The sequence below is a fragment of the Paenarthrobacter sp. YAF11_1 genome (genome assembly GCF_052113445.1).
Classification (GTDB): domain Bacteria; phylum Actinomycetota; class Actinomycetes; order Actinomycetales; family Micrococcaceae; genus Arthrobacter.
Window position 1 is genome coordinate 15,484 of the sequence record NZ_JBFRDF010000009.1, and the last position, 17,657, is coordinate 33,140.

Genomic DNA, 17,657 nt, shown 5'->3' on the forward strand with positions numbered 1-17,657 from the left:
CGGCGGCAGGGAAGCCTGTCACCGCGCCGTTGCTTCTGTTTTTAGCTGCCCTCTGCAAGGTCCCGTGCGCACCGGATGAAATGCATGGTGAGGGTCTCAGAAGCCCCATCGCGGATGACCAAGGACAGTTCAACCAGATCCACCCGCTCGGCAAGATCGCGGACAACGAAACCTTGTTCCGCCGGGCCAATGGATGAATTCGGTGCCAGCGTGACTCCCAGCCCGCAGCCGACCATGGCGAGCTGGGAATGGATCGAGTTGGCGAAGTGCTTCGCCTGCGGGCTGAACCCTGCCTTCCGGCAGGCAGCGACCATCTCGTCATGATAGTCGGGGGAGATGGCACGCGGCAGCCAAACCCAGGCGTCATCCCTGAGCTCAGCAAGATCCACCGGAGTCCCGGACGCGGCAGCAAGATGCGTTTCGGGCAGGGCAACAACGAAACGGTCCCGGCGCAGCGGAACTGACGTGAGGCCTTTGTTGGCGCCGGATTGACGGATGATGGCGACATCGAGCTCGCGGCGAAGCAACCTGTCGGGCCCGTGATGGGTGTCGATCTCCGATACCTCCAGTTCGACGTCAGGCCAATCACCGGTGAAGCGGCTCAAGACTGGAGGCAGCACACTGTTGAAAGCTGAAGTCACTGCCCCAATGCGTAGGGTGCCGGCCATGCCCGAGATTGCTCTGGCGGCGACATCCTGCGCCCGTTGGGAGGCCTGGACCAGCAGCCGGCATTCTTCGAGGAACAGCGTCCCGGCATCGGTGAGCAACACTGACCGGCTGGACCGGGTCAGGAGGCTGGCCCCCAATTGCCGCTCCAGCTGAAGGATGGCCTGGCTGAGGGGTGGCTGGGACATGTTGAGCCTCTCGGCAGCTCGCCCGAAATGGAGCTCTTCGGCGACCGCTATGAAATAGCGTGCCTGACGTACTTCAATCATTGAGTCGCAAAACCTCTTCCAGCCATACAAACATAGACCTTCACTATATCAATCCGAGCCTGTCTACTGGAAGCATGACTTCCAAAACAACGCTCTTGGAGCACTACGCGGCACTGGATTCAGCTGCTGTCTCCGATGCCCTCGACGCCCTGGGCCTGCCGCCGGGACAGGCTGGTTTCCTGCCCGTCTGGGGAACCCCGAAGATCGTCGGATTCGCTGTCACCGTGCAGCTGGAACCATACGTTCCGGGTCCTTCCGGTGCGCACATCGGCGCGACAGCCGTCTCGGCAGCCAATGACACCAATGTCATCGTCGTCGCCAATGAAGGACGCACCGACGTTTCCTGCTGGGGAGGGCTCCTCAGTCTCGGTGCCTCGCTGAACGGGGTCCGCGGTGTCGTGGCGGACGGTGCATCACGTGACGTTCACGAAGCGAGGGAGATGGGCTTCCCTGTATTCGCCAAGGGACGCATCCCGGCCACTGCCCGGGGCAGGCTCCAGCAGCGCTCCACCGGTGAACCCGTTCAGCTGGGCGTGGTGACAGTCACTCCCGGCGACCTGGTGTTGGCCGATGAAACGGGCGTCGTTGTCGTCCCTGCCGCCCACGTTGACGAGGTGCTCGAACGCGCCCAAGGTGTGGCCGCACGCGAGCAGGCCATCGCCGCCGACCTGAGGGCCGGCGTCGCACTTCACGAAGCCATGCGCGACGCGCGCCTGGCAGGAACCACAGAGGAACACTGATGAACACCACCACTGAAACCAGCGTCATTGAACGCCTGGCAGCCCTGCCCACAGCCTCGATCTCCGATGCCATGGACGCGCTCGGCCTGCACGGCACACTGCACGGTTTGTCGCCGCTGACCTACGACTTCCGCGCCACCGGACCGGCATTCACTGTCCAGTACGCCCCGGCTGGCGAAAGCCGCGGCAGCGTCGGGGATTTCCTGGACGACGTACCGGCCGGGTCAGTCATCGTCATCGACAATGAAGGACGCACCGATGTCACCGTCTGGGGCGGCATCATGACTGAGGTCGCCGCCGAGCGCGGCATCGCCGGAACCGTCATCAACGGCGTCTGCCGGGACATCTCCACCTCGCTGCAGCAGAACTACCCGCTGTTCAGCCGCGGCAAGTTCATGCGCACCGGAAAGGACCGGGTCCAGCTCGTCACGGTCCAGACCGAGGTGACCATTAACGATGTCACCATCTCACCGGCGGACATCATCTGCGCCGACGCCGACGGGGCGCTCTCTGTACCCCGTGCCCGCGCTGAAGAGGTCGCCGACCTGGCCGAAAAGATCGAAGAAACCGAAAATCGGATTGTCGAGTCGGTCAAGGCCGGTGCCACTCTGGTCCAGGCCCGCAAAGACCTCGGCTACCACGACCTCCAGTGGGGTAAAAAGTGACCAATGCAGCCCGCGGACACTCCTCCGCCACCCTCTATGAAGCCTCCAAACTGCCCTGTGCCTGCGATCCCGGCATCAAACCGGCCTGGCCCGGAGCCAAAGTCACCGGACCGGCGTTCACCGTCCGCGGCGTCGGCGGCGACAACCTCGCCCTGCACCACGCAGTCCTGAAAGCACCGGCCGGCAGCGTCCTCGTCGTCGACATGCAGGGCGCCGAACACGGCCACTGGGGCGAAATCCTCGCCGCTGCAGCCCAGCACCGCGGCATCGCCGGACTGGTCATCGACGGAGGCGTCCGCGACGTCGACGAAATGGCGGAGATGGACTTCCCGGTCTTCTCCCGCAGCGTCACCGTCGTCGGAACTGCCAAGCACTACGCCGGAGACTTCTCCTCCCCGGTCCGCGTCGGCGGCCTGACAGTCCGCACCGGCGACCTCGTCGTGGGAGACTCCGACGGCGTTGTCGTCCTGCCCCGGGATGCCGTCGACGCCGTCTTGGACAAAGCCGACCGGCGCGTTGCGGACGAGCAACGCTTCCTCGGCGAAATCCGAGAGGGCAAAACCACCCTCGAGATCTACTCCCTCTAGACGGAAGAACCCATGACAGTCACGTCCTCTCCACAGTTGGGCGCTCCCGAACGGATCGCCGCCTCCAGCCGCCGCCCCGCCACCCTGGGTGCGGCTGCACCGGGCACCATTTCACTGGCCATGGGGGAGCCCGACGCCGGCACCCCCACCGCGGTTGTCGACGCTGCCGTCCGTTCCCTGGTTGGGGGACGGACCCGGTACTCGCCCATGACGGGAGCGCCGGAACTGCGGGAGGTGCTCGCGCGGAGGATCTCCGCCGGGCACCCCCGTGCGACCACCGCACAGGAAATCGTCCTGACCCACGGCGGCTCCGCCGGGCTGGCCGCGGCCATGCTCGCCCTGGTCAAGCCAGGGGAACGTGTGCTGATCCCGGAACCGACCTACTCCCTCTACGCCGACCATGCCGCTATGGTCGGAGCAGAGGTCCTCTGGATTCCAGCCCTCCCGGACGGTTCCCTGAACCTGGCGGCTCTCCGCCAGGAGGCTGCGGCGGCCCGGATGATCATCCTGTGCAACCCCGGCAACCCCACCGGGCGTGTCTATCCGGCTTCGGACCTGGCCGGGGTCGGAGAAATTCTGGCGGATCACCCGGACCTGCTGCTGCTCTCCGACGAAGCGTACGGAAGCATTGTCTTCGACGAACTTGAGTTCGTCTCGGCCCTTGACTTGGCCGAGGTTTCCGCTCAGGTGGTCTACTGCAGCACCCTGTCCAAAACCTATGCCATGACCGGGTGGCGGCTCGGTTTCGTCGTGGCTCCTGCTCCCCTGGCGGACAAGATCAACCTGATCCACCGCACCATCAACGGACCACTGAACACCTTCGTTCAGGATGCTGCCCTGACAGCCTTGGAAACACCGGACAAGGACCTCCAGACCCTGACGGCCTCCTACCAGGAGCGACGCGACATGGTGATCAAGGCACTGAACGGAATTCCCGGCGTCGAAATCCTCTCGCCCCAAGGTGCCTTCTACGCGTTCCCCCGCATCACCACGGCTTTGGGGTCGGACGACATGGTGGCCCGGTTTGCCAAAGCCGGTGTCCTGGTCCGTTCGGGAAGCGAGTTCGGTCCCTCCGGAGAAGGCCATGTGAGGCTCTCCTTTGCCACAGACGCGGCGAGCCTGGACGAAGGTCTTCGCCGCTTCGCGGCAGCCGTCAGGGACTTCCCGTGACAGGCAACACCGGGCTGACCATTGCCGTATCCAGCCTTGGGCTGCCGTCACGGGCCGAAAACGCCCTGGTCCGCCACGGGATACGGGCCGTCGAAGTGTTGACCACCTGGTCCCGCCTCGAACTGTTGACCCAGGTGGTCGGTCTTGGCGACGGGTCCTTGGACCTCATCGAAGCAGTCCTCGCGCACATGGGCCGCCACTTGGCCGCCGATGACGCCGGTCGCCGGTATCACCAGCCACGGGCGGGCACCAACCAAAGACACATCAAGAACCACCACGCCTGGGCTGTCCCTGCCCTTTGAGCCCCACCTTCCTGAATGGAGAATTCCTTGCCTGGCCTGACCAAGCTTGAGCCTTTCACCCTTCCGCTCGACGTCGACGGCGTCCGCGTCGACGTTGCCGGCATGTATCGCGCCGGTACCGGCATTCCTGTCGTCTTTCTCCATGGCTTTGGCTCCACCAAAGAGGACTATGCCGACGTCATCCAGCAGCCAGGGCTCGTCGACCGCCCGATCCTGGCCTACGACGCCCCCGGGTGCGGCGCAACCTCCTGCTCGGACCTGAACGCCATCTCCGTGCACTTCCTCGTCAGCGTCGCGAAAGAAGTCCTTGCCGCCCAAGGCATCGAGCGCTTTCATCTGGTGGGTCACTCCATGGGCGGTCTCACAGCCCTGCTCCTGGCAGACCAGGCGCCCTCCCGCGTTGTCAGTTTCTCGGACATCGAAGGCAACATAGCACCCGAAGACTGCTTCCTGAGCCGCCAGATCATCAGCCACTCCCACCCGGATCCTGACGGCTTCTTCAAGGACTTCCAGGAACGGGTATGGAAATCCCGGTTCTACTCCAGCAGCCTTTACGCGGCAAGCCTGCCCCACAAGGTCAGGCCCGGTGCCGTCCGGCCAATCTTCGAATCCATGGTGGAACTTTCCGACAACGGCGGCCTGATGGATCGCTTTTTGGCGCTGCCGTTCCCCCGCATGTACATGTACGGAGTGCAGAACAATAGCCTGAGCTACCTGCCACTGCTCGCAGAGAAGGGCGTTGAACTCGCCGAAATCTCCCGCAGCGGGCACTTTCCCATGTACTCGAACGCCCCCGAAATGTGGGACCGCCTGACCCGGTTCTTCCAGAGGAGCGAACAGTCATGAAACGCAGAGATGAAACCCCGGACCGGCTTGTCCGATACGACGAATGGCCCGCCCTGATCGGCGGCCACGTCCAGATCCGGAAGCATGGAATCCCGGTCCAGGCCGGCATCGTGGACCACGCCATGGCCGACTCTTCTACCGTGTGGCTCCGCGGCAGCGGCATCCAACCCCGGAGGGCTTTCGTCCGCAAGGAAGGTTACGAAGTCTGGATCAGGCCCCGGGACCTCCAGTTGCGCACTCAACCGGCGGCCGCAGCCTTCTAACGTAGTGCGGCCCGGGTCGCTGGGCCGCTTCCAACGGCCGCACAAGGATGTGCGGCTCAAACCCATGGAGAAAACATGAAAATTCCCGCGCATGACAGGGCGGACGAACTGGAGAACGAGCGGGAGCGCACCGGCGATGTTGCCTCGGCCGTCCGTGACTTTGCCAGTGAAGAACAGGGCTATCACAAGTCCCTGAAGCCTCGGCAAATCCAAATGATCGCCATCGGGGGAGCGATCGGCACCGGCCTGTTTATGGGCGCCGGCGCCCGGCTGAACGGCAGCGGGCCTGCACTGGTGCTGGTATATGCCATCTGCGGCTTCTTCGGCTTCCTGATCCTCCGGGCACTGGGCGAACTGGTCCTGCACCGACCGTCATCCGGGTCCTTTGTCTCTTACGCCCGTGAGTTCTACGGCGAAAAGATGGCTTACGCGGCCGGGTGGCTCTACTTCCTGAATTGGGCCATGACCTCCATCGTCGATGTCACAGCAGCGGCCCTGTACTTGAAATTCTGGGCACCCTATTGGCCGCCGCTTCAGGAAACGCCCCAATGGCTGCTGGCCCTCATTGCCCTCGTTGTGGTCCTCTCCCTGAACCTGGTCTCCGTCAAGCTCTTTGGCGAGATGGAGTTCTGGTTCGCCCTGGTCAAAATCCTCGCCCTCGTCACCTTCCTCATCGTCGGCGTCGCCTTCCTCCTCAGCGGTGCAGCCACGGACGTCGGCCCCACAGGCTTCGTCGTGTTCTCCGACAATGGAGGGTTTTTCCCGAACGGCGGGATCGCCCCGCTCCTGGCCGCCAGCGGGGTGATCTTCGCCTATGCCGGCATTGAGCTGATCGGCACCGCGGCCGGGGAAACCAAGGACCCGGCCAAGATCATGCCCAAAGCCATCAACAGTGTGGTGTTCAGGATCGCTGTCTTCTACGTCGGCTCGGTGCTCCTGCTCTCCCTGCTCCTGCCGTTCACGTCCTATAAGGGCGGTGAATCACCGTTCGTCACCTTCTTCTCCCACCTCGGCGATCCCCAGGCAGGTGCAACGGCCGCGACCATCATGAACTTCGTGGTGCTGACCGCGGCACTGTCGAGTTTGAATGCGGGGCTCTATTCCACCGGGCGGATCCTGCGGTCCATGGCCGTGAACGGATCTGCGCCTGGTTTCACCGGCCGGATGAATGCCAAAGGTGTTCCCTACGGCGGAATCCTGTTCACCACGGTGGTTGCCCTGCTGGGCATCGGTCTGAACGCGCTCGTGCCCTCGCAGGCCTTCGAAATTGTGCTGGAGATTTCCGCATTGGGAATTATCGGATGCTGGGCGACCATCATGCTGTGCCAGATGAAACTTCACCGGCTCTCCAACGCGGGGTTGATCACACGGCCCTCTTTCCGGCTGTTTGGGGCGCCGTACACCTCATACCTGACCCTCGCGTTCCTGGCCTTCGTGCTGGTATCCATGGGTTTTTCCGAAACCGGGCGCTGGGTCCTCGCTTCGCTGCTGGTGCTGATACCGCTTCTGGTCATCGGCTGGTTTGCGGCCCGTGAGGGTATAGTTGCAGCGGCCAAGGAGCGGGAAGGATATACCGGTAGTGTGCCCGTTTTGGCGAACCGCACCTTCATTGAACCRGAACGAACCCCGAAGGATAGCCACACACCATGACGATTCGGAACCCGGGAGCCGCCACCGTTCCCGCACTCGTTTTGACGGGGCATCATGCCCCCGTCAGCGGGTGGTGGCGGCCCGACGGCGAAACAGTGCCGTTCCGGCACGTCCCGCAAGGCGCCATGATGCCGGCCTTGCGTGGTCGTAAAGTCCGCTGGAAGCTGGAACTGGAAACCCCTTGGTCGGCGGAGCCGGAGCACGAGGGCTGAAGAGTGCCTTTGGGGCACGATCATTCTGTCGTCGCAGTCTTAGTACCCGATGGTCGCTCTTCGGGTAGATCCCAAGTGGGCGTCAATGGCGGTGCAGGTGAGGGCGAGATCCTCCCCGTTGAGCCCATCCACGATGGCCTGGTGTTCGTTCAGAACCTCAGCCGTCCGGGAATTTCCTGTGCTGATGGCTTGGATGCCGATCCTGAGCTGTCGTTGCCGCAAGGAAGCGTAGAAGTCCGCCAGGACAGGATTACCGGCAGCTTTGACGATGAGGTTGTGAAACTCGGTGTCCAGTTCAATGAAACGGACGGGATCGGAGGCGGCCAGTCGCTGTTGGTCGATGAGCCCTTGAAGAGCGACGAGATTCGCGTGGTCGTAGTGGCCATGGCTTGTCACTGCCCATTTCTCCACAACCGACCGTGCCTGCAGGTTGGCCCGCACTTCCTGATCTGTGATGGGAGGAACGTATGCACCCTTATGCGGGACGCGTTTGATGTAGCCCTCGGCCTCGAGTCGGAGCAAAGCCTCACGGACCGGGGTCCTGGAGGTGCCGGTGGCTTTCGCCAGGGTCGCTTCGTTCAGGAATGTTTCATCCTCCCTGGGCAACCCGGCGATGAAGGAGATGATCCACTGATAGGCGACCTCAGGAGCTGTCGCCCCGGGGGAGGGAACCGGGTCCATGGGAACCTTTCGTGGGTCAGATTTCCGAGAGCCCCGAGGCGGTGGTCCGGATATGGCTGCGGATGGCTGTCTTGGCCAGCTCGGGGTCTCCGGATTCCAGGCCATCAACAATGGCTTGGTGCTCGGCGATGACGGCGGCCTGCCGTTCGGGGGTGTTCATGAGTGCGCGGACGCCGATGCGGATGTGCCGTGCGCGGAGGTCGGTGTACGACTTGGTCATGAGGGAGTTCCCGACAGCCCGGACCAGTGCAATGTGGAACTCGCTGTCCCAGTCGACGAATTCGCGTTCGTGGCCGGCGTCGGAGCTTTCAAGCTGGTGCTTGAGCGCGAGCTTCATCGCGTCCAGTGGGGCGGTGCCTCGTTCCATGACGACTTCGGCGGCGTTGGTTTCGAGCACCGTGCGGTATTCGAGGGCTTCACTGATTTCCTGTCGGGTGACCGGAGGGATGAATGCACCGTGCCGGGGCACCAGCTGCAACAGTCCTTCGGATGCCAGGAGGAGGAAGGCCTCCCTGACCGGCGTCCGCGAGGTTCCGCCGACCTGTTCTGCGACTTGCTCCTCGGTGAGGAAGCTGCCGTGGAAGGCGGAGTCCGGGAGGATGGTGTCGCGGATGTAGTCGTACACTCTGTCGCGGTTGGACTGGCTGGGGGTCTGCATAGTTTAAGTATACTCTCCGCATACGCTGATCTTTTGGAGGCTGTCCCCCGCGGTGGGGCGCAGGAATCTCCCACGCCCCACCATGATGAGGACTAGCCGATGGGCGTGGCCATGGGTACCACGTCGTAGGCGAGGCTGATGGACCTCCCCAGTACGGGGTCGGTCAGCTCCGCCCGCCAGCCGTCAGCAAACTGGTTGACACCTTCGGCCATGTTCACGGTGCCCGATATGAGCACCGTTCCAGGGTTGAGCAAGTCGCGGTCCTTGAGGACGCCGACCCAGTGCGACGGCGGGAGCAGGTCCCCGAGAGTCGCCTTCTGGATCTGCTCTTCAACGCCGTTGTTGGTGACCCATGCCGTGAGCGTCAGGTCATCTACATGGTCCTCGACCTCGCTCAGCAGCCAGGCATCGGTGGCCAGAACGTCAGGAGAGGCGTTCTTTGACCAGGCAATGCCGTGAACCTCAAGCTCACGGTCGGTGTGGTCGCAGGCCAGGGTAAGAAGGACGCGTCCGTCGGCTGCGACAACGATGGCCCACTCCACTTCACCTGAGGTCTTGCCGTGTTGGACCGGCACAACGGTGGTCTGCTGGGCCAGGTACGGCGAAACCGGATACATGGTCGGCGTGACGGTCGGGGCGGGAACGCCCAGCAGTGCCAACTCCTCTACGTGGGCCCTGACGTGTTCCTGGTGACGGCCGGCGTATCCGCCGTTGAGGAGGTGGGTGACACTGACGTCAAGGGTTTCACCGCTGGGGAGAGTGAACTTCAAGGACATGATGGCTCCTTCAAAAACATTTGATTTGCAGGGTATTGCTGCGATCTGCATCATAGTATAGTGTGAGTATACACAGCCCATACGCTTCTGTATACAAAGCCCATACGCTTTGGATGACAGCTACAAAAGCAGCTTGTGTCAGGACCACCGCCCCCATCGGGGCTATGTCTTTCAAGGCACTCTTAATCAGGAGGCATCTAGTGACTGAACAAATATCCCCATCGCAACAAACAACCCCGGCACGGCCGGGCCAAGGCAAAAGAGGCTTCATCGTCGCCCTGACCGGGACGAGCCTGGAGTGGTATGACTTTGCGATCTACTCGGCAGCCTCCGCGCTGGTCTTCGGCCAGGTGTTCTTCCACTCCGACGATCCTCTGGCTGGCACCTTGGCAGCTTTTGCCACCTACGCCGTCGGCTACGTCGCCCGACCCCTCGGCGGTATCCTCTTCGGCCGTCTCGGTGACCGAATCGGCCGCAAGAAGGTCCTGGTATGGACTCTTCTTCTCATCGGCATCGCCACTTTCGCGGTAGGGCTGCTGCCGGGATATGACACCATCGGCGTTGCCGCCCCCATAGCTCTTGTCTTCCTACGGCTCTGTCAGGGCGTGGGCGTCGGCGGCGAATGGGCCGGAGCCGTACTTATCTCAAGTGAACATGGCGACCCGGGCAAGAGGGGCCTCTTTGGCTCCGCGGCCCAGATCGGCCCGCCGCTGGGCAACCTTCTCGCCAATGGCGCCCTGGCTCTCCTGGCGCTGCTCCCCAAAGAGGACTTTCTGTCCTGGGGCTGGCGTGTAGCGTTCCTGTTCTCCGCCGTCTTGGTCGTCGTTGGACTGATGATCCGGTTCAAGATCGAAGAGACACCGGTCTTCGAGGCCATCAAGGAACAAGGGCTGACCCCGAAGTCACCGTTGGCTGAGGTCTTCCGGACTGAACGCAAGGCACTGCTCGCCGCCACCTTGTCCAGGATCGCCCCGGATGTCATGTACGCCCTCTCGACGGTCTTCATCCTTACGTACGCCACCCGTCAGTTCGGACTCCAGCCCGGGCAGGCACTGCTGGCAGTGGTCATCGGCTCAGCCTTCCAGGTCTTCATGGTGCCGGCAGCGGGGCATCTCTCCGACCGGATGAACCGCCGACTTGTCACCGCCATCGGCGCGGCATGCTCCATTGTGTTCCCGTTCATCTTCTTCCCGCTGATGAGTATCGGATTCATCGGAGTTGTACTGGCCGTCATCTTCGGCTTGCTCTGCAACTCACTCATGTACGGACCCCAGGCCGCACTCGTCTCCGAACAGTTCAGCCTGCGGCTCCGGTACGCAGGCAGCTCCCTCGCATACACCATCGGAGGTGTCTTCGGCGGCGCCATCGCACCCCTGCTGTTCACCTGGCTGCTCGGGACGTACGGAACGTGGTTGCCCCTGGCCATCTACATCGTCGTAGTCTCCGTCATCACACTCGTGGGCGTAAGCCTCGCCAAGAACCCGGACGCCCGTGAAGTCGCTGGCCACTCCATCTACTGACCGGCGCAGTACGTACCTCCAAAACGCACCATCAACCACTAAAGGAACATCAATGTCTTCTGAAAGCCTGTCCATCTCTGTCCAGCAGTTCGCCACTACGGTCAATCCGGCACAAAACCTGGAGCTTGTCCTCGACGCCGTTCGACGCGGCGCAGCGGCCGGGGCCCGCATCGTCGTCCTGCCCGAAGCCTCACTAGTAAGGTTCGGGGCCGCGCCTGCGGCCCACGCCGAACCCATCGACGGGCCATGGGCCTCCGCTGTCCAGCAACTTGCCAAAGACCTCGGCGTCATTGTCCTGGTCGGAACTTTCCAGCCCGCAGCTGACGGGCGGGTCCGTAACACCATTCTCGTTACAGGCGAAAACATTCACGCCGGATACGACAAGATTCACCTTTACGACGCCTACGGGTTCTCTGAATCAGCAGACGTGGAGCCGGGAAACGAACCCTTCACCTTTGAAGTGGACGGCGTCACCGTAGGCGTGGCAACCTGCTACGACGTCAGGTTCCCCGAACTCTTCCGCGAACTCGCCGATCGCGGCGCCCAAGTCATCATCGTGACAGCACACTGGGGAGCCGGGGAGGGCAAGGTCGAAGCTTGGCGTCTGCTCAACCAGGCACGAGCCATCGACTCCACGACCTGGATCGTGGCCTGCGACCAGGCGGACGCTTCCACAGCAGGCATTGAGGAGCCGGCAGGGCCACGATTCGGTGTGGGACACAGCCTCGTCGTCTCACCCATGGGCGTCGTTCTGCAGGAACTTGACGAAAAGGTCGGTCAGCTGGAGGTCACCGTCGACGTAGCGGCCGTGGAAAAGGCACGTCAGGTCATCCCGGTTCTTGCCAACCGCCGCTTGGGAGTGGCGGTGTAGTTACGACACCGAAAAGGGTCCCGACGCCCCACGCCGCCACAATGACTAACGCGGTTGGAGGACGTTGGGGCCCTTTCATTTTCAGATTTTGGTTTATAGGAACCGACCCTCAGTTATGAGCCACTTCAGCTGACGATCCTAGCCATAAAGCTTGCGTCTAGGGCATGTCGAGGGGGACTGCCCCGGCTTTTGTTGACTCGGGGTCTTAGGCCGCTGTGAGTGCGGTCCGGTTGATTGTTCCATATTCGATCGGCAGGGCTTCCCAGCCGTCTTTGCCGGCGCCGGCGGTGGTAGGTTCTCTCGATCCAGGTTGTGATGGCCAGCCGGAAGTCTTGCTTGGTGAGCCACCGGTGACGGTCCAGGACGTTCTTCTGCGGCAGCGAAAAGAATGACTCCATCGCGGCGTTGTCCGCGCAGGCCCCGACCCGGCCCATCGACCCTGTCAGGCCGTGGTGCCGGAGCGATTCGACGAAGTGACGAGACCGTAACTGGGCGTATTCAACCGGTCGAAGCAACACCTGATCATGGAGGTGTTGGATGTCGGTTCGAAATCGTCAGAAGCAGGTACGGGCGTATCGAGGGCAGATCCCTTCGCCGGGTCGTCCGTCAGTGGCCTGCCGCGAGTGCCGGGTACGGTTCTGGGTCGCGATCGCGAGTGGTGCGAAGACCCGGGACGCCGGCGTCGCGGCGGGCGTGTCAGAACCGGTGGCGCATCGCTGGTTCCTGCACGGTGGCGGTGTGAATCCTCAGCTGACCCCGAAACTGTCCGGGCGGTACCTGTCCTCGAGCGACCGTGAGGACATCGCATTGTGGCGTGCGCAAGACTGTGGGGTGCGAGAGATTGCTCGCCGACTGGGCCGAAGCCCATCTACGATCTCGCGGGAGCTGCGTCGGAACGCTTCGACGAGAACGTATCGGTTGGACTACAAGGCGTCTACAGCGCAGTGGCATGCCGAACGACGAGCCCGCCGTCCCGAGACCGCGAAGCTGATCACGAACGATGACCTCCGCGCTGACGTCAATGACAAGCTCAGCGGACACGTCAGATCGGGCGGAGGAGGCCGCTTGGGCCCGGTCGGCCCGGTCTGGGACGGGAAGAACAAGCCGCATCGGGAGGACCGCGAATGGGTGTGGGGTTGGAGCCCTCAGCAGATCGCGGAACGCCTGCCGGTTGAGTTCCCTGATGATCCAACGATGCGGATCTCGCATGAAGCGATCTATCAAGCTCTTTATGTTCCGGGCCGGGGCGGGCTTACCAGGCAACAGGCGTGGCACCTGCGCCGGGGCGCACGAAACGCACGCCACGAGTGCGAACACGTCAGCAGGCCTGGGCGCATGTCACCGACGCCACAACCTTGAAGAAGAGACCTTCCTAAGCCGACGAGCGGAAAGTCGCAGGCCATTGGGAGGGGGATCTCATCATTGGTCTCAACCGGTCAGCGATCGCGACTCTGATCGACCGCACGACGCGTTTCGCCATTCTCGTTCATCTGCCTCGGCAGAAGGGGTACGGGCTGGTCAAGCCGGCAAAGAATGGGCCTGCATTGGCTGGCTACGGGGCGGTCACGATGAAGAACGCCCTCGTCCGAACTTTCGAGCCGCTCCCGGCGGATCTGCGGTGCTCCCTGACCTGGGACCGTGGGAAGGAGATGTCCGCGCACGCCCTTCTGACGCAGGAGATCGGGTTGCCGGTTTATTTTGCCGATGCGAAGAGCCCGTGGCAGCGCGGGAGCAACGAACATCTCAATGGGCTACTTCGGCAGTACTTCCCGAAAGGCACCGACATCTCTCGCTGGAGCACCCCGGAGATCCAAGCTGTCGCTGACATCATCAATAACCGGCCGCGCGGCGTCCTGGGATGGCGCACTCCAGCGGAAGCCTTCGCGGACCAGCTAAGCTCAGTCCCAATAGCAACTGTTGCTTCGACCGGTTGAATACGCCCTGGTACCCGCGATCCGAGTGCACCACGGTCCCTGCCGGGCGGCGCGCCCGCACCGCGTTCTCCAGTGCGGCCACGGCAAGCGGGGACTTCATCCGCGAATCCATCGAATACCCGACGATCCTGCCGGAATAGACGTCCTTCACCGCGCAGAGGTAGAGCTTGCCCTCGGCCGTGGGATGTTCGGTGATGTCTGTCAGCCACAGCTCGTTCGGTGCGGCGGCGGTGAAGTCCCGCTCGACCAGGTCGTCGTGGACCGGCGGCCCGGGTCTGCGGTTCAGGCCGCGTTTCTTCGAGAACACCGACCAGATTACCAAGCTCAACGCGAAAGGCGACGCGCTCCGCGAGGCATTCCTGCAGGCGGGGATTCAGTGCAACGGATTCGGATCGCTCATAAGGATCTTTCCAGCCGACATGACTACTACGCGGTGGAAGGCTTACCGGGAAGGGGTGCTTCTGGGTACGTCTGGACTGATTGCGCTGTCGACAGCTATGGATGAGGGCGTCATTGAAGAGATCCTTCAGTGCGTCATCAGAATCAGCCAGCAGTAGTCGAACCTGGGAGACCCGGGAGTCGGACACTGGTTGTAGGCACCAGGCACCAGGCACCAGGCACCAGGCACCAGGCACCAGGCACCAGGCAGCCGCCGTAGCCCCGAGTTGAAGCTAAATCTGAAAGGCGCGGAACCTGCGTTCCGTGCCTTTCAGATCACGGGAATCCATACTCCTGCCCGGGGGGAGGAGGGCGCTACGGTTCGCCCGGCAGTTCGGCCCCAAGAATGATGCGGGACACTTGCACGGCTTTGTCGGCCATGATGCCGAGTTCCGCGTCGTTATAGTTGCCAGGAGCCCATCGCGTAGCACCCTCCAGAAGGGTCACCACCATCCCGACTCGTTCCTCTGGTTTGGAATGGCCCATGTCCCGGGCGGCAGCTGCGTACATGTTTTCGTGGAGTGCAACCCAGTCATCCACTTGGGTCCGCAGGTCTACGGGAAGGATCGAGGCCATCCTGTCGGTTGCCACGAGCAGGTCCCACAGATTGCTTTCGGGAAGCCTGACCTGTCTGGTGAAATGCAGCCTCACCATGGCGTCCCAGAAGTCATCTGCTGATTCCGCGTGATCAACGGCCTCGAGAAGTGCCGTGCCGAAACGGTGAAAGTGCCAGCGCAGTGATTCCGCGACAATTTCGTCCCTGCCGTTGGGGAAATGCGAGTAGAGGCTCGGCGGTTTGATGTTGACGGCGTTGGCGATGGTCCGCATGGAGACTGAACTGAACCCGTTGGCGATGGCTAGTTCCAGAAATGCCTCGAGTATGTGGCGTCTTGAAGCCCCTTGGCCGGCCCAATCCCATTCTTCCAAGCGGTGGGCGAAGGTGTCGCGGGCGGCCTTGTAGGAGGAACTGCTCATGCTTTGACCCTAACAGTCGTGGGGGTTGACCCTTCGGAAGCGGTCCATCGCCGTGGCACATTAAACATGGTCCAACTTTACGCAAACTCTTGGCTAACGACCATTAGTTAGCTACCCTGAAAGAGGCAAGACCAGCACGGCTGGTTTCGCCGCTATCAGCGCCTTAACAGAGAGGAACGGATCATGTTGGTCGAAGATTCGAACCGGGGGGCCAAGGGAAGCAACATGACCTTTGGCAGTGGGCTTTCTGGCATGGTCGCCGCCTACATCAGCGCCCGCGCGCTGGAAGACGATGCGGCTCACAACGACAACTGGCAAGCGCAGCAAGCCTTCCACCCCAAGGGTCAAGGCCGGGGGCGGACGTGGCTTGGCTCCCGCCGCCGCGGTGGTACCGCCGTCGTTTCTTAAATACCTGGCTCCAGCAGAAAGAACCAACTGACATGTCCTCTGCCGAAGTACTTTCCCCTTGGGTGCCGCGCGAGCCGCTGCTGCAAATCAACCGGCTACGCGAACTCTTCCTCATGCAGCCCCATGCCGACCTCAGCGGAATCCGACCCATCGTGGCACGCTCCTGGTACAGGAGCAGGGCTGCCGGCGTTGATGCTGTGGCAGACCGAGGATTCTTTGACGAGGGTCGCGTGGACGAACACACCATCCAGGCGGCAGGGCCACACCTGCAGAAACTGGACGAGGTTGCCGCGGACCTTGGCGGGTACGTCAACCTGACAGCGCCCAATGGCGTACTGGTTAAAGCGGACTACCTGCGGGATGACGGCTTCCCCGCCGGATATTCGCTCCTTGAGGAGAGCTGCGGAAGCAACGGGGAGGGCCTGGCCCTTGAGGAAGGGCGTGGTGTCTGGCTCGCACCCGAAGAGCACTTCCGTGAGGACATGCGCGGTAACTGGTGTTTCGCTTCCCTCGTCCGCGACCCTTTCCACAACAGGGTTCGGGCCGTCATCGGACTGACTCTACCCGGTAACCGGGTCACTTCCTTGGAGCCATCGTCCACTTTGCTGATGCTGGAAGGAGTTGCCTCCCGGATCGAGCGTGACATTGAGGTGCGGACCTCATCCAGGGAACGGGCTCTACTCAGCGAATACCTGAGGATCTCCCGACGCCGCGGCAACCGGGCAGTAGTTGCCCTTGACGGCAAGAACTCCCTCCTCAACACCACAGCAACGGCCACCTTGGAAGACGGCGACATTTCCGTCATCTCCGGGTATGCGAAAGCGGTCATGTCCTCCGGGCGCGAACTCAACTGTGAGGTCTCGCTCCAGGGGCCTGGGATCTCCACCCTGGAAGTTTCGCCCGTGACCTTATCTGCAGCCAATATCGGGGCAATCGTGGTGGTCCGCCCACACTCACCTACCAAGGAGCGTCCGACGCCAACCGATACCAATGAGGTAGAGCCGCAGGCTGCCTTGCCGGATGCGGCAGACAGACTCGTGAAGCATCTTGACGGGACGAGTATGGGCTTCAAGCGCACCTTGAGCCTTGCCCGGAAGGCAGTAGAGCAGGAGCGCTCCGTTGTCATCATTGGTGAGTTGGGTAGCGGTAAACGCCGGCTTGCCGGCGCAATTGCCGACACTCGTGGGCAGCACGTAGTGGTCGATGCCAGGGGTGGCTCGCTCCGGAACAACCAACTCCGGGACGTGATCCATCGAGTATCCACCGAGCTGCCATCAACATTGATCGTCGAACATGCCGACGAACTTTCCCAGAACGAGGCAGCAGAGCTCGCCCGGAACCTTCGGGGCAATGCCACCACCAAGCTTGCGTTCACCATCACTCACCCGACCGACGCCACATTGATACTGTCAGAGGCGTTCAACGTCTTGGAGATTTCGGTTGAGCCGCTACGCAACAGACGTGAGGACATTCCGCAGCTTGCGGTAGCTATTGCTCAAGAGATGGGAGACCGGAGGTTATCCCGACGGCTTCTTACAACGCTGACGCATGCTGACTGGCCGCGAAACATCGACCAGCTCCGAGCCGTAGTGTCCAACGCCGTTGAACGCGCCAGTGGAGCAGAAGTAACCGTAGACGACCTCCCGCAGGGGTTTCATCGGGTTCTGACCAAGGGGCGGCTGTCCCGTCTGGAGGACGCCGAACTCAGCGAGCTGCGAACTGCACTGCAGGAGGCATCGGGTAACAGGAGCCTCGCGGCAGAGACCTTGCAGATTGGCCGCTCCACCCTCTACCGCCGGATGGACTACTTCCGCAGCAGGGGCTTCGACCTCTAACCCCGAAACCGTGTAGTGAAGCAGCCGGCCGCCGCTAGTGGCCGGCTGCTTTGGGCTGTGCCCACCCTGACGGCAACCGGTGGGACACTGTCCCACCTCAGTGTCTCGAATTGGCACGGATGAACCTGCACATATCGCGTTGTACTTGAAATCACCCGGACACCGGCACCCTTCCAACGGGTGCTCGGCAG

19 protein-coding genes and 3 pseudogenes are annotated in these 17,657 nt (G+C 62.4%); 15 read left to right on the top strand and 7 right to left on the bottom strand.

Going from position 1 to position 17,657, the window contains the following annotated elements:
- Window positions 1-41: 41 nt before the first annotated feature.
- Window positions 42-935 carry a LysR substrate-binding domain-containing protein gene (locus AB4Y77_RS14605; protein ID WP_311212344.1) on the bottom strand — a complete coding sequence of 298 codons (894 nt, stop codon included), beginning with the start codon at window positions 933-935 and terminating at the stop codon, window positions 42-44.
- A 74-nt stretch (window positions 936-1,009) separates the two neighbouring features.
- Here AB4Y77_RS14605 and AB4Y77_RS14610 point away from each other — a divergent pair, with 74 nt between their 5' ends.
- From AB4Y77_RS14610 to AB4Y77_RS14650, 9 genes are all read left to right on the top strand, one after another.
- Window positions 1,010-1,675, top strand: coding sequence for an RraA family protein (locus AB4Y77_RS14610; protein ID WP_311212343.1), 666 nt, complete (start codon window positions 1,010-1,012; stop codon window positions 1,673-1,675).
- Entirely contained in the window at window positions 1,675-2,340 is a 666-nt protein-coding gene (locus AB4Y77_RS14615) for an RraA family protein (RefSeq protein ID WP_311212342.1), read from the top strand. Before AB4Y77_RS14610 ends, AB4Y77_RS14615 begins: the two co-directional genes overlap by 1 nt.
- Window positions 2,337-2,927: an RraA family protein gene (locus AB4Y77_RS14620; protein ID WP_311212341.1), complete on the top strand. Its 591-nt coding sequence runs from the start codon at window positions 2,337-2,339 to the stop codon at window positions 2,925-2,927. Before AB4Y77_RS14615 ends, AB4Y77_RS14620 begins: the two co-directional genes overlap by 4 nt.
- Window positions 2,928-2,939: 12 nt before the next feature.
- Entirely contained in the window at window positions 2,940-4,097 is a 1,158-nt protein-coding gene (locus tag AB4Y77_RS14625; RefSeq protein WP_311212340.1) for a pyridoxal phosphate-dependent aminotransferase, read from the top strand.
- Window positions 4,094-4,399: a DNA-directed RNA polymerase subunit alpha C-terminal domain-containing protein gene (locus AB4Y77_RS14630; RefSeq protein ID WP_442014440.1), complete on the top strand. Its 306-nt coding sequence runs from the start codon at window positions 4,094-4,096 to the stop codon at window positions 4,397-4,399. Before AB4Y77_RS14625 ends, AB4Y77_RS14630 begins: the two co-directional genes overlap by 4 nt.
- 15 nt (window positions 4,400-4,414) lie before the next feature.
- Window positions 4,415-5,245: an alpha/beta fold hydrolase gene (locus tag AB4Y77_RS14635; RefSeq protein WP_442014441.1), complete on the top strand. Its 831-nt coding sequence runs from the start codon at window positions 4,415-4,417 to the stop codon at window positions 5,243-5,245.
- The gene (locus AB4Y77_RS14640) at window positions 5,242-5,508 is read left to right on the top strand and encodes a hypothetical protein (protein WP_311212337.1); all 267 of its coding nucleotides are present in this window, start codon (window positions 5,242-5,244) and stop codon (window positions 5,506-5,508) included. The genes AB4Y77_RS14635 and AB4Y77_RS14640 overlap by 4 nt, the downstream gene beginning before the upstream one ends.
- Before the next feature lie 75 nt (window positions 5,509-5,583).
- Window positions 5,584-7,158, top strand: a complete 1,575-nt coding sequence (locus tag AB4Y77_RS14645) for an amino acid permease (protein ID WP_442014442.1) — start codon at window positions 5,584-5,586, stop codon at window positions 7,156-7,158.
- A complete protein-coding gene (locus AB4Y77_RS14650; protein WP_442014443.1) occupies window positions 7,155-7,370 on the top strand; it encodes a hypothetical protein in 216 nt (71 codons plus the stop codon). The genes AB4Y77_RS14645 and AB4Y77_RS14650 overlap by 4 nt, the downstream gene beginning before the upstream one ends.
- Window positions 7,371-7,409: 39 nt before the next feature.
- On the opposite strand, the gene AB4Y77_RS14655 is transcribed toward AB4Y77_RS14650, so the two are convergent.
- From AB4Y77_RS14655 to AB4Y77_RS14665, 3 genes are all read right to left on the bottom strand, one after another.
- The gene (locus AB4Y77_RS14655; RefSeq protein ID WP_311212334.1) at window positions 7,410-8,051 is read right to left on the bottom strand and encodes a GntR family transcriptional regulator; all 642 of its coding nucleotides are present in this window, start codon (window positions 8,049-8,051) and stop codon (window positions 7,410-7,412) included.
- 16 nt (window positions 8,052-8,067) lie between these two features.
- Window positions 8,068-8,709: a GntR family transcriptional regulator gene (locus tag AB4Y77_RS14660; protein ID WP_311212333.1), complete on the bottom strand. Its 642-nt coding sequence runs from the start codon at window positions 8,707-8,709 to the stop codon at window positions 8,068-8,070.
- A 92-nt stretch (window positions 8,710-8,801) separates the two neighbouring features.
- The gene (locus tag AB4Y77_RS14665; RefSeq protein ID WP_311212332.1) at window positions 8,802-9,485 is read right to left on the bottom strand and encodes a DUF2848 domain-containing protein; all 684 of its coding nucleotides are present in this window, start codon (window positions 9,483-9,485) and stop codon (window positions 8,802-8,804) included.
- A gap of 200 nt (window positions 9,486-9,685) precedes the next feature.
- On the opposite strand from AB4Y77_RS14665, the gene AB4Y77_RS14670 reads away from it, so the two are divergent.
- Together AB4Y77_RS14670 and AB4Y77_RS14675 are read left to right on the top strand one after the other, a co-directional pair.
- On the top strand, window positions 9,686-11,005 hold the full coding sequence (locus AB4Y77_RS14670; RefSeq protein WP_442014444.1) for an MFS transporter: 1,320 nt from the start codon (window positions 9,686-9,688) through the stop codon (window positions 11,003-11,005).
- Window positions 11,006-11,057: 52 nt separating this feature from the next.
- Window positions 11,058-11,876, top strand: coding sequence for a carbon-nitrogen hydrolase family protein (locus AB4Y77_RS14675; protein WP_442014445.1), 819 nt, complete (start codon window positions 11,058-11,060; stop codon window positions 11,874-11,876).
- A gap of 205 nt (window positions 11,877-12,081) precedes the next feature.
- Here AB4Y77_RS14675 and AB4Y77_RS14680 read toward each other — a convergent pair.
- Window positions 12,082-12,370, bottom strand: a pseudogene (locus AB4Y77_RS14680) (IS3 family transposase); the annotation flags it as partial.
- Window positions 12,371-12,413: 43 nt separating this feature from the next.
- Here AB4Y77_RS14680 and AB4Y77_RS14685 point away from each other — a divergent pair.
- Window positions 12,414-13,810 (top strand): annotated as a pseudogene (locus AB4Y77_RS14685) (IS30 family transposase).
- Between the two features lie 7 nt (window positions 13,811-13,817).
- Here the strand turns inward: AB4Y77_RS14685 and AB4Y77_RS14690 are convergent.
- A pseudogene (locus tag AB4Y77_RS14690) lies at window positions 13,818-14,126 on the bottom strand (DDE-type integrase/transposase/recombinase); the annotation flags it as partial.
- Window positions 14,127-14,229: 103 nt separating this feature from the next.
- Between AB4Y77_RS14690 and AB4Y77_RS14695 the strand changes: the two are divergent.
- On the top strand, window positions 14,230-14,367 hold the full coding sequence (locus AB4Y77_RS14695) for a hypothetical protein (RefSeq protein ID WP_442014446.1): 138 nt from the start codon (window positions 14,230-14,232) through the stop codon (window positions 14,365-14,367).
- 196 nt (window positions 14,368-14,563) lie between these two features.
- On the opposite strand, the gene AB4Y77_RS14700 is transcribed toward AB4Y77_RS14695, so the two are convergent.
- Entirely contained in the window at window positions 14,564-15,223 is a 660-nt protein-coding gene (locus AB4Y77_RS14700) for a TetR/AcrR family transcriptional regulator (protein WP_442014447.1), read from the bottom strand.
- Window positions 15,224-15,406: 183 nt separating this feature from the next.
- On the opposite strand from AB4Y77_RS14700, the gene AB4Y77_RS14705 reads away from it, so the two are divergent.
- Together AB4Y77_RS14705 and AB4Y77_RS14710 are read left to right on the top strand one after the other, a co-directional pair.
- Window positions 15,407-15,631 (top strand): hypothetical protein, encoded by a 225-nt coding sequence (locus AB4Y77_RS14705; RefSeq protein WP_442014448.1) that lies wholly within the window; start codon window positions 15,407-15,409, stop codon window positions 15,629-15,631.
- A 32-nt stretch (window positions 15,632-15,663) separates the two neighbouring features.
- Window positions 15,664-17,466 (top strand): sigma-54-dependent Fis family transcriptional regulator, encoded by a 1,803-nt coding sequence (locus AB4Y77_RS14710; protein ID WP_442014449.1) that lies wholly within the window; start codon window positions 15,664-15,666, stop codon window positions 17,464-17,466.
- Window positions 17,467-17,657: the final 191 nt, after the last annotated feature.

Bases quoted from the DNA above. Each gene is read 5' to 3' on its own strand.
- AB4Y77_RS14605 (WP_311212344.1), bottom strand. From the start codon at position 935: ATGATTGAAGTACGTCAGGCACGCTATTTCATAGCGGTCGCCGAAGAG.
- AB4Y77_RS14610 (WP_311212343.1), top strand. From the start codon at position 1,010: ATGACTTCCAAAACAACGCTCTTGGAGCACTACGCGGCACTGGATTCA.
- AB4Y77_RS14615 (WP_311212342.1), top strand. From the start codon at position 1,675: ATGAACACCACCACTGAAACCAGCGTCATTGAACGCCTGGCAGCCCTG.
- AB4Y77_RS14625 (WP_311212340.1), top strand. From the start codon at position 2,940: ATGACAGTCACGTCCTCTCCACAGTTGGGCGCTCCCGAACGGATCGCC.
- AB4Y77_RS14635 (WP_442014441.1), top strand. From the start codon at position 4,415: ATGGAGAATTCCTTGCCTGGCCTGACCAAGCTTGAGCCTTTCACCCTT.
- AB4Y77_RS14640 (WP_311212337.1), top strand. From the start codon at position 5,242: ATGAAACGCAGAGATGAAACCCCGGACCGGCTTGTCCGATACGACGAA.
- AB4Y77_RS14650 (WP_442014443.1), top strand. From the start codon at position 7,155: ATGACGATTCGGAACCCGGGAGCCGCCACCGTTCCCGCACTCGTTTTG.
- AB4Y77_RS14655 (WP_311212334.1), bottom strand. From the start codon at position 8,051: ATGGACCCGGTTCCCTCCCCCGGGGCGACAGCTCCTGAGGTCGCCTAT.
- AB4Y77_RS14660 (WP_311212333.1), bottom strand. From the start codon at position 8,709: ATGCAGACCCCCAGCCAGTCCAACCGCGACAGAGTGTACGACTACATC.
- AB4Y77_RS14665 (WP_311212332.1), bottom strand. From the start codon at position 9,485: ATGTCCTTGAAGTTCACTCTCCCCAGCGGTGAAACCCTTGACGTCAGT.
- AB4Y77_RS14675 (WP_442014445.1), top strand. From the start codon at position 11,058: ATGTCTTCTGAAAGCCTGTCCATCTCTGTCCAGCAGTTCGCCACTACG.
- AB4Y77_RS14695 (WP_442014446.1), top strand. From the start codon at position 14,230: ATGACTACTACGCGGTGGAAGGCTTACCGGGAAGGGGTGCTTCTGGGT.
- AB4Y77_RS14700 (WP_442014447.1), bottom strand. From the start codon at position 15,223: ATGAGCAGTTCCTCCTACAAGGCCGCCCGCGACACCTTCGCCCACCGC.
- AB4Y77_RS14705 (WP_442014448.1), top strand. From the start codon at position 15,407: ATGTTGGTCGAAGATTCGAACCGGGGGGCCAAGGGAAGCAACATGACC.
- AB4Y77_RS14710 (WP_442014449.1), top strand. From the start codon at position 15,664: ATGTCCTCTGCCGAAGTACTTTCCCCTTGGGTGCCGCGCGAGCCGCTG.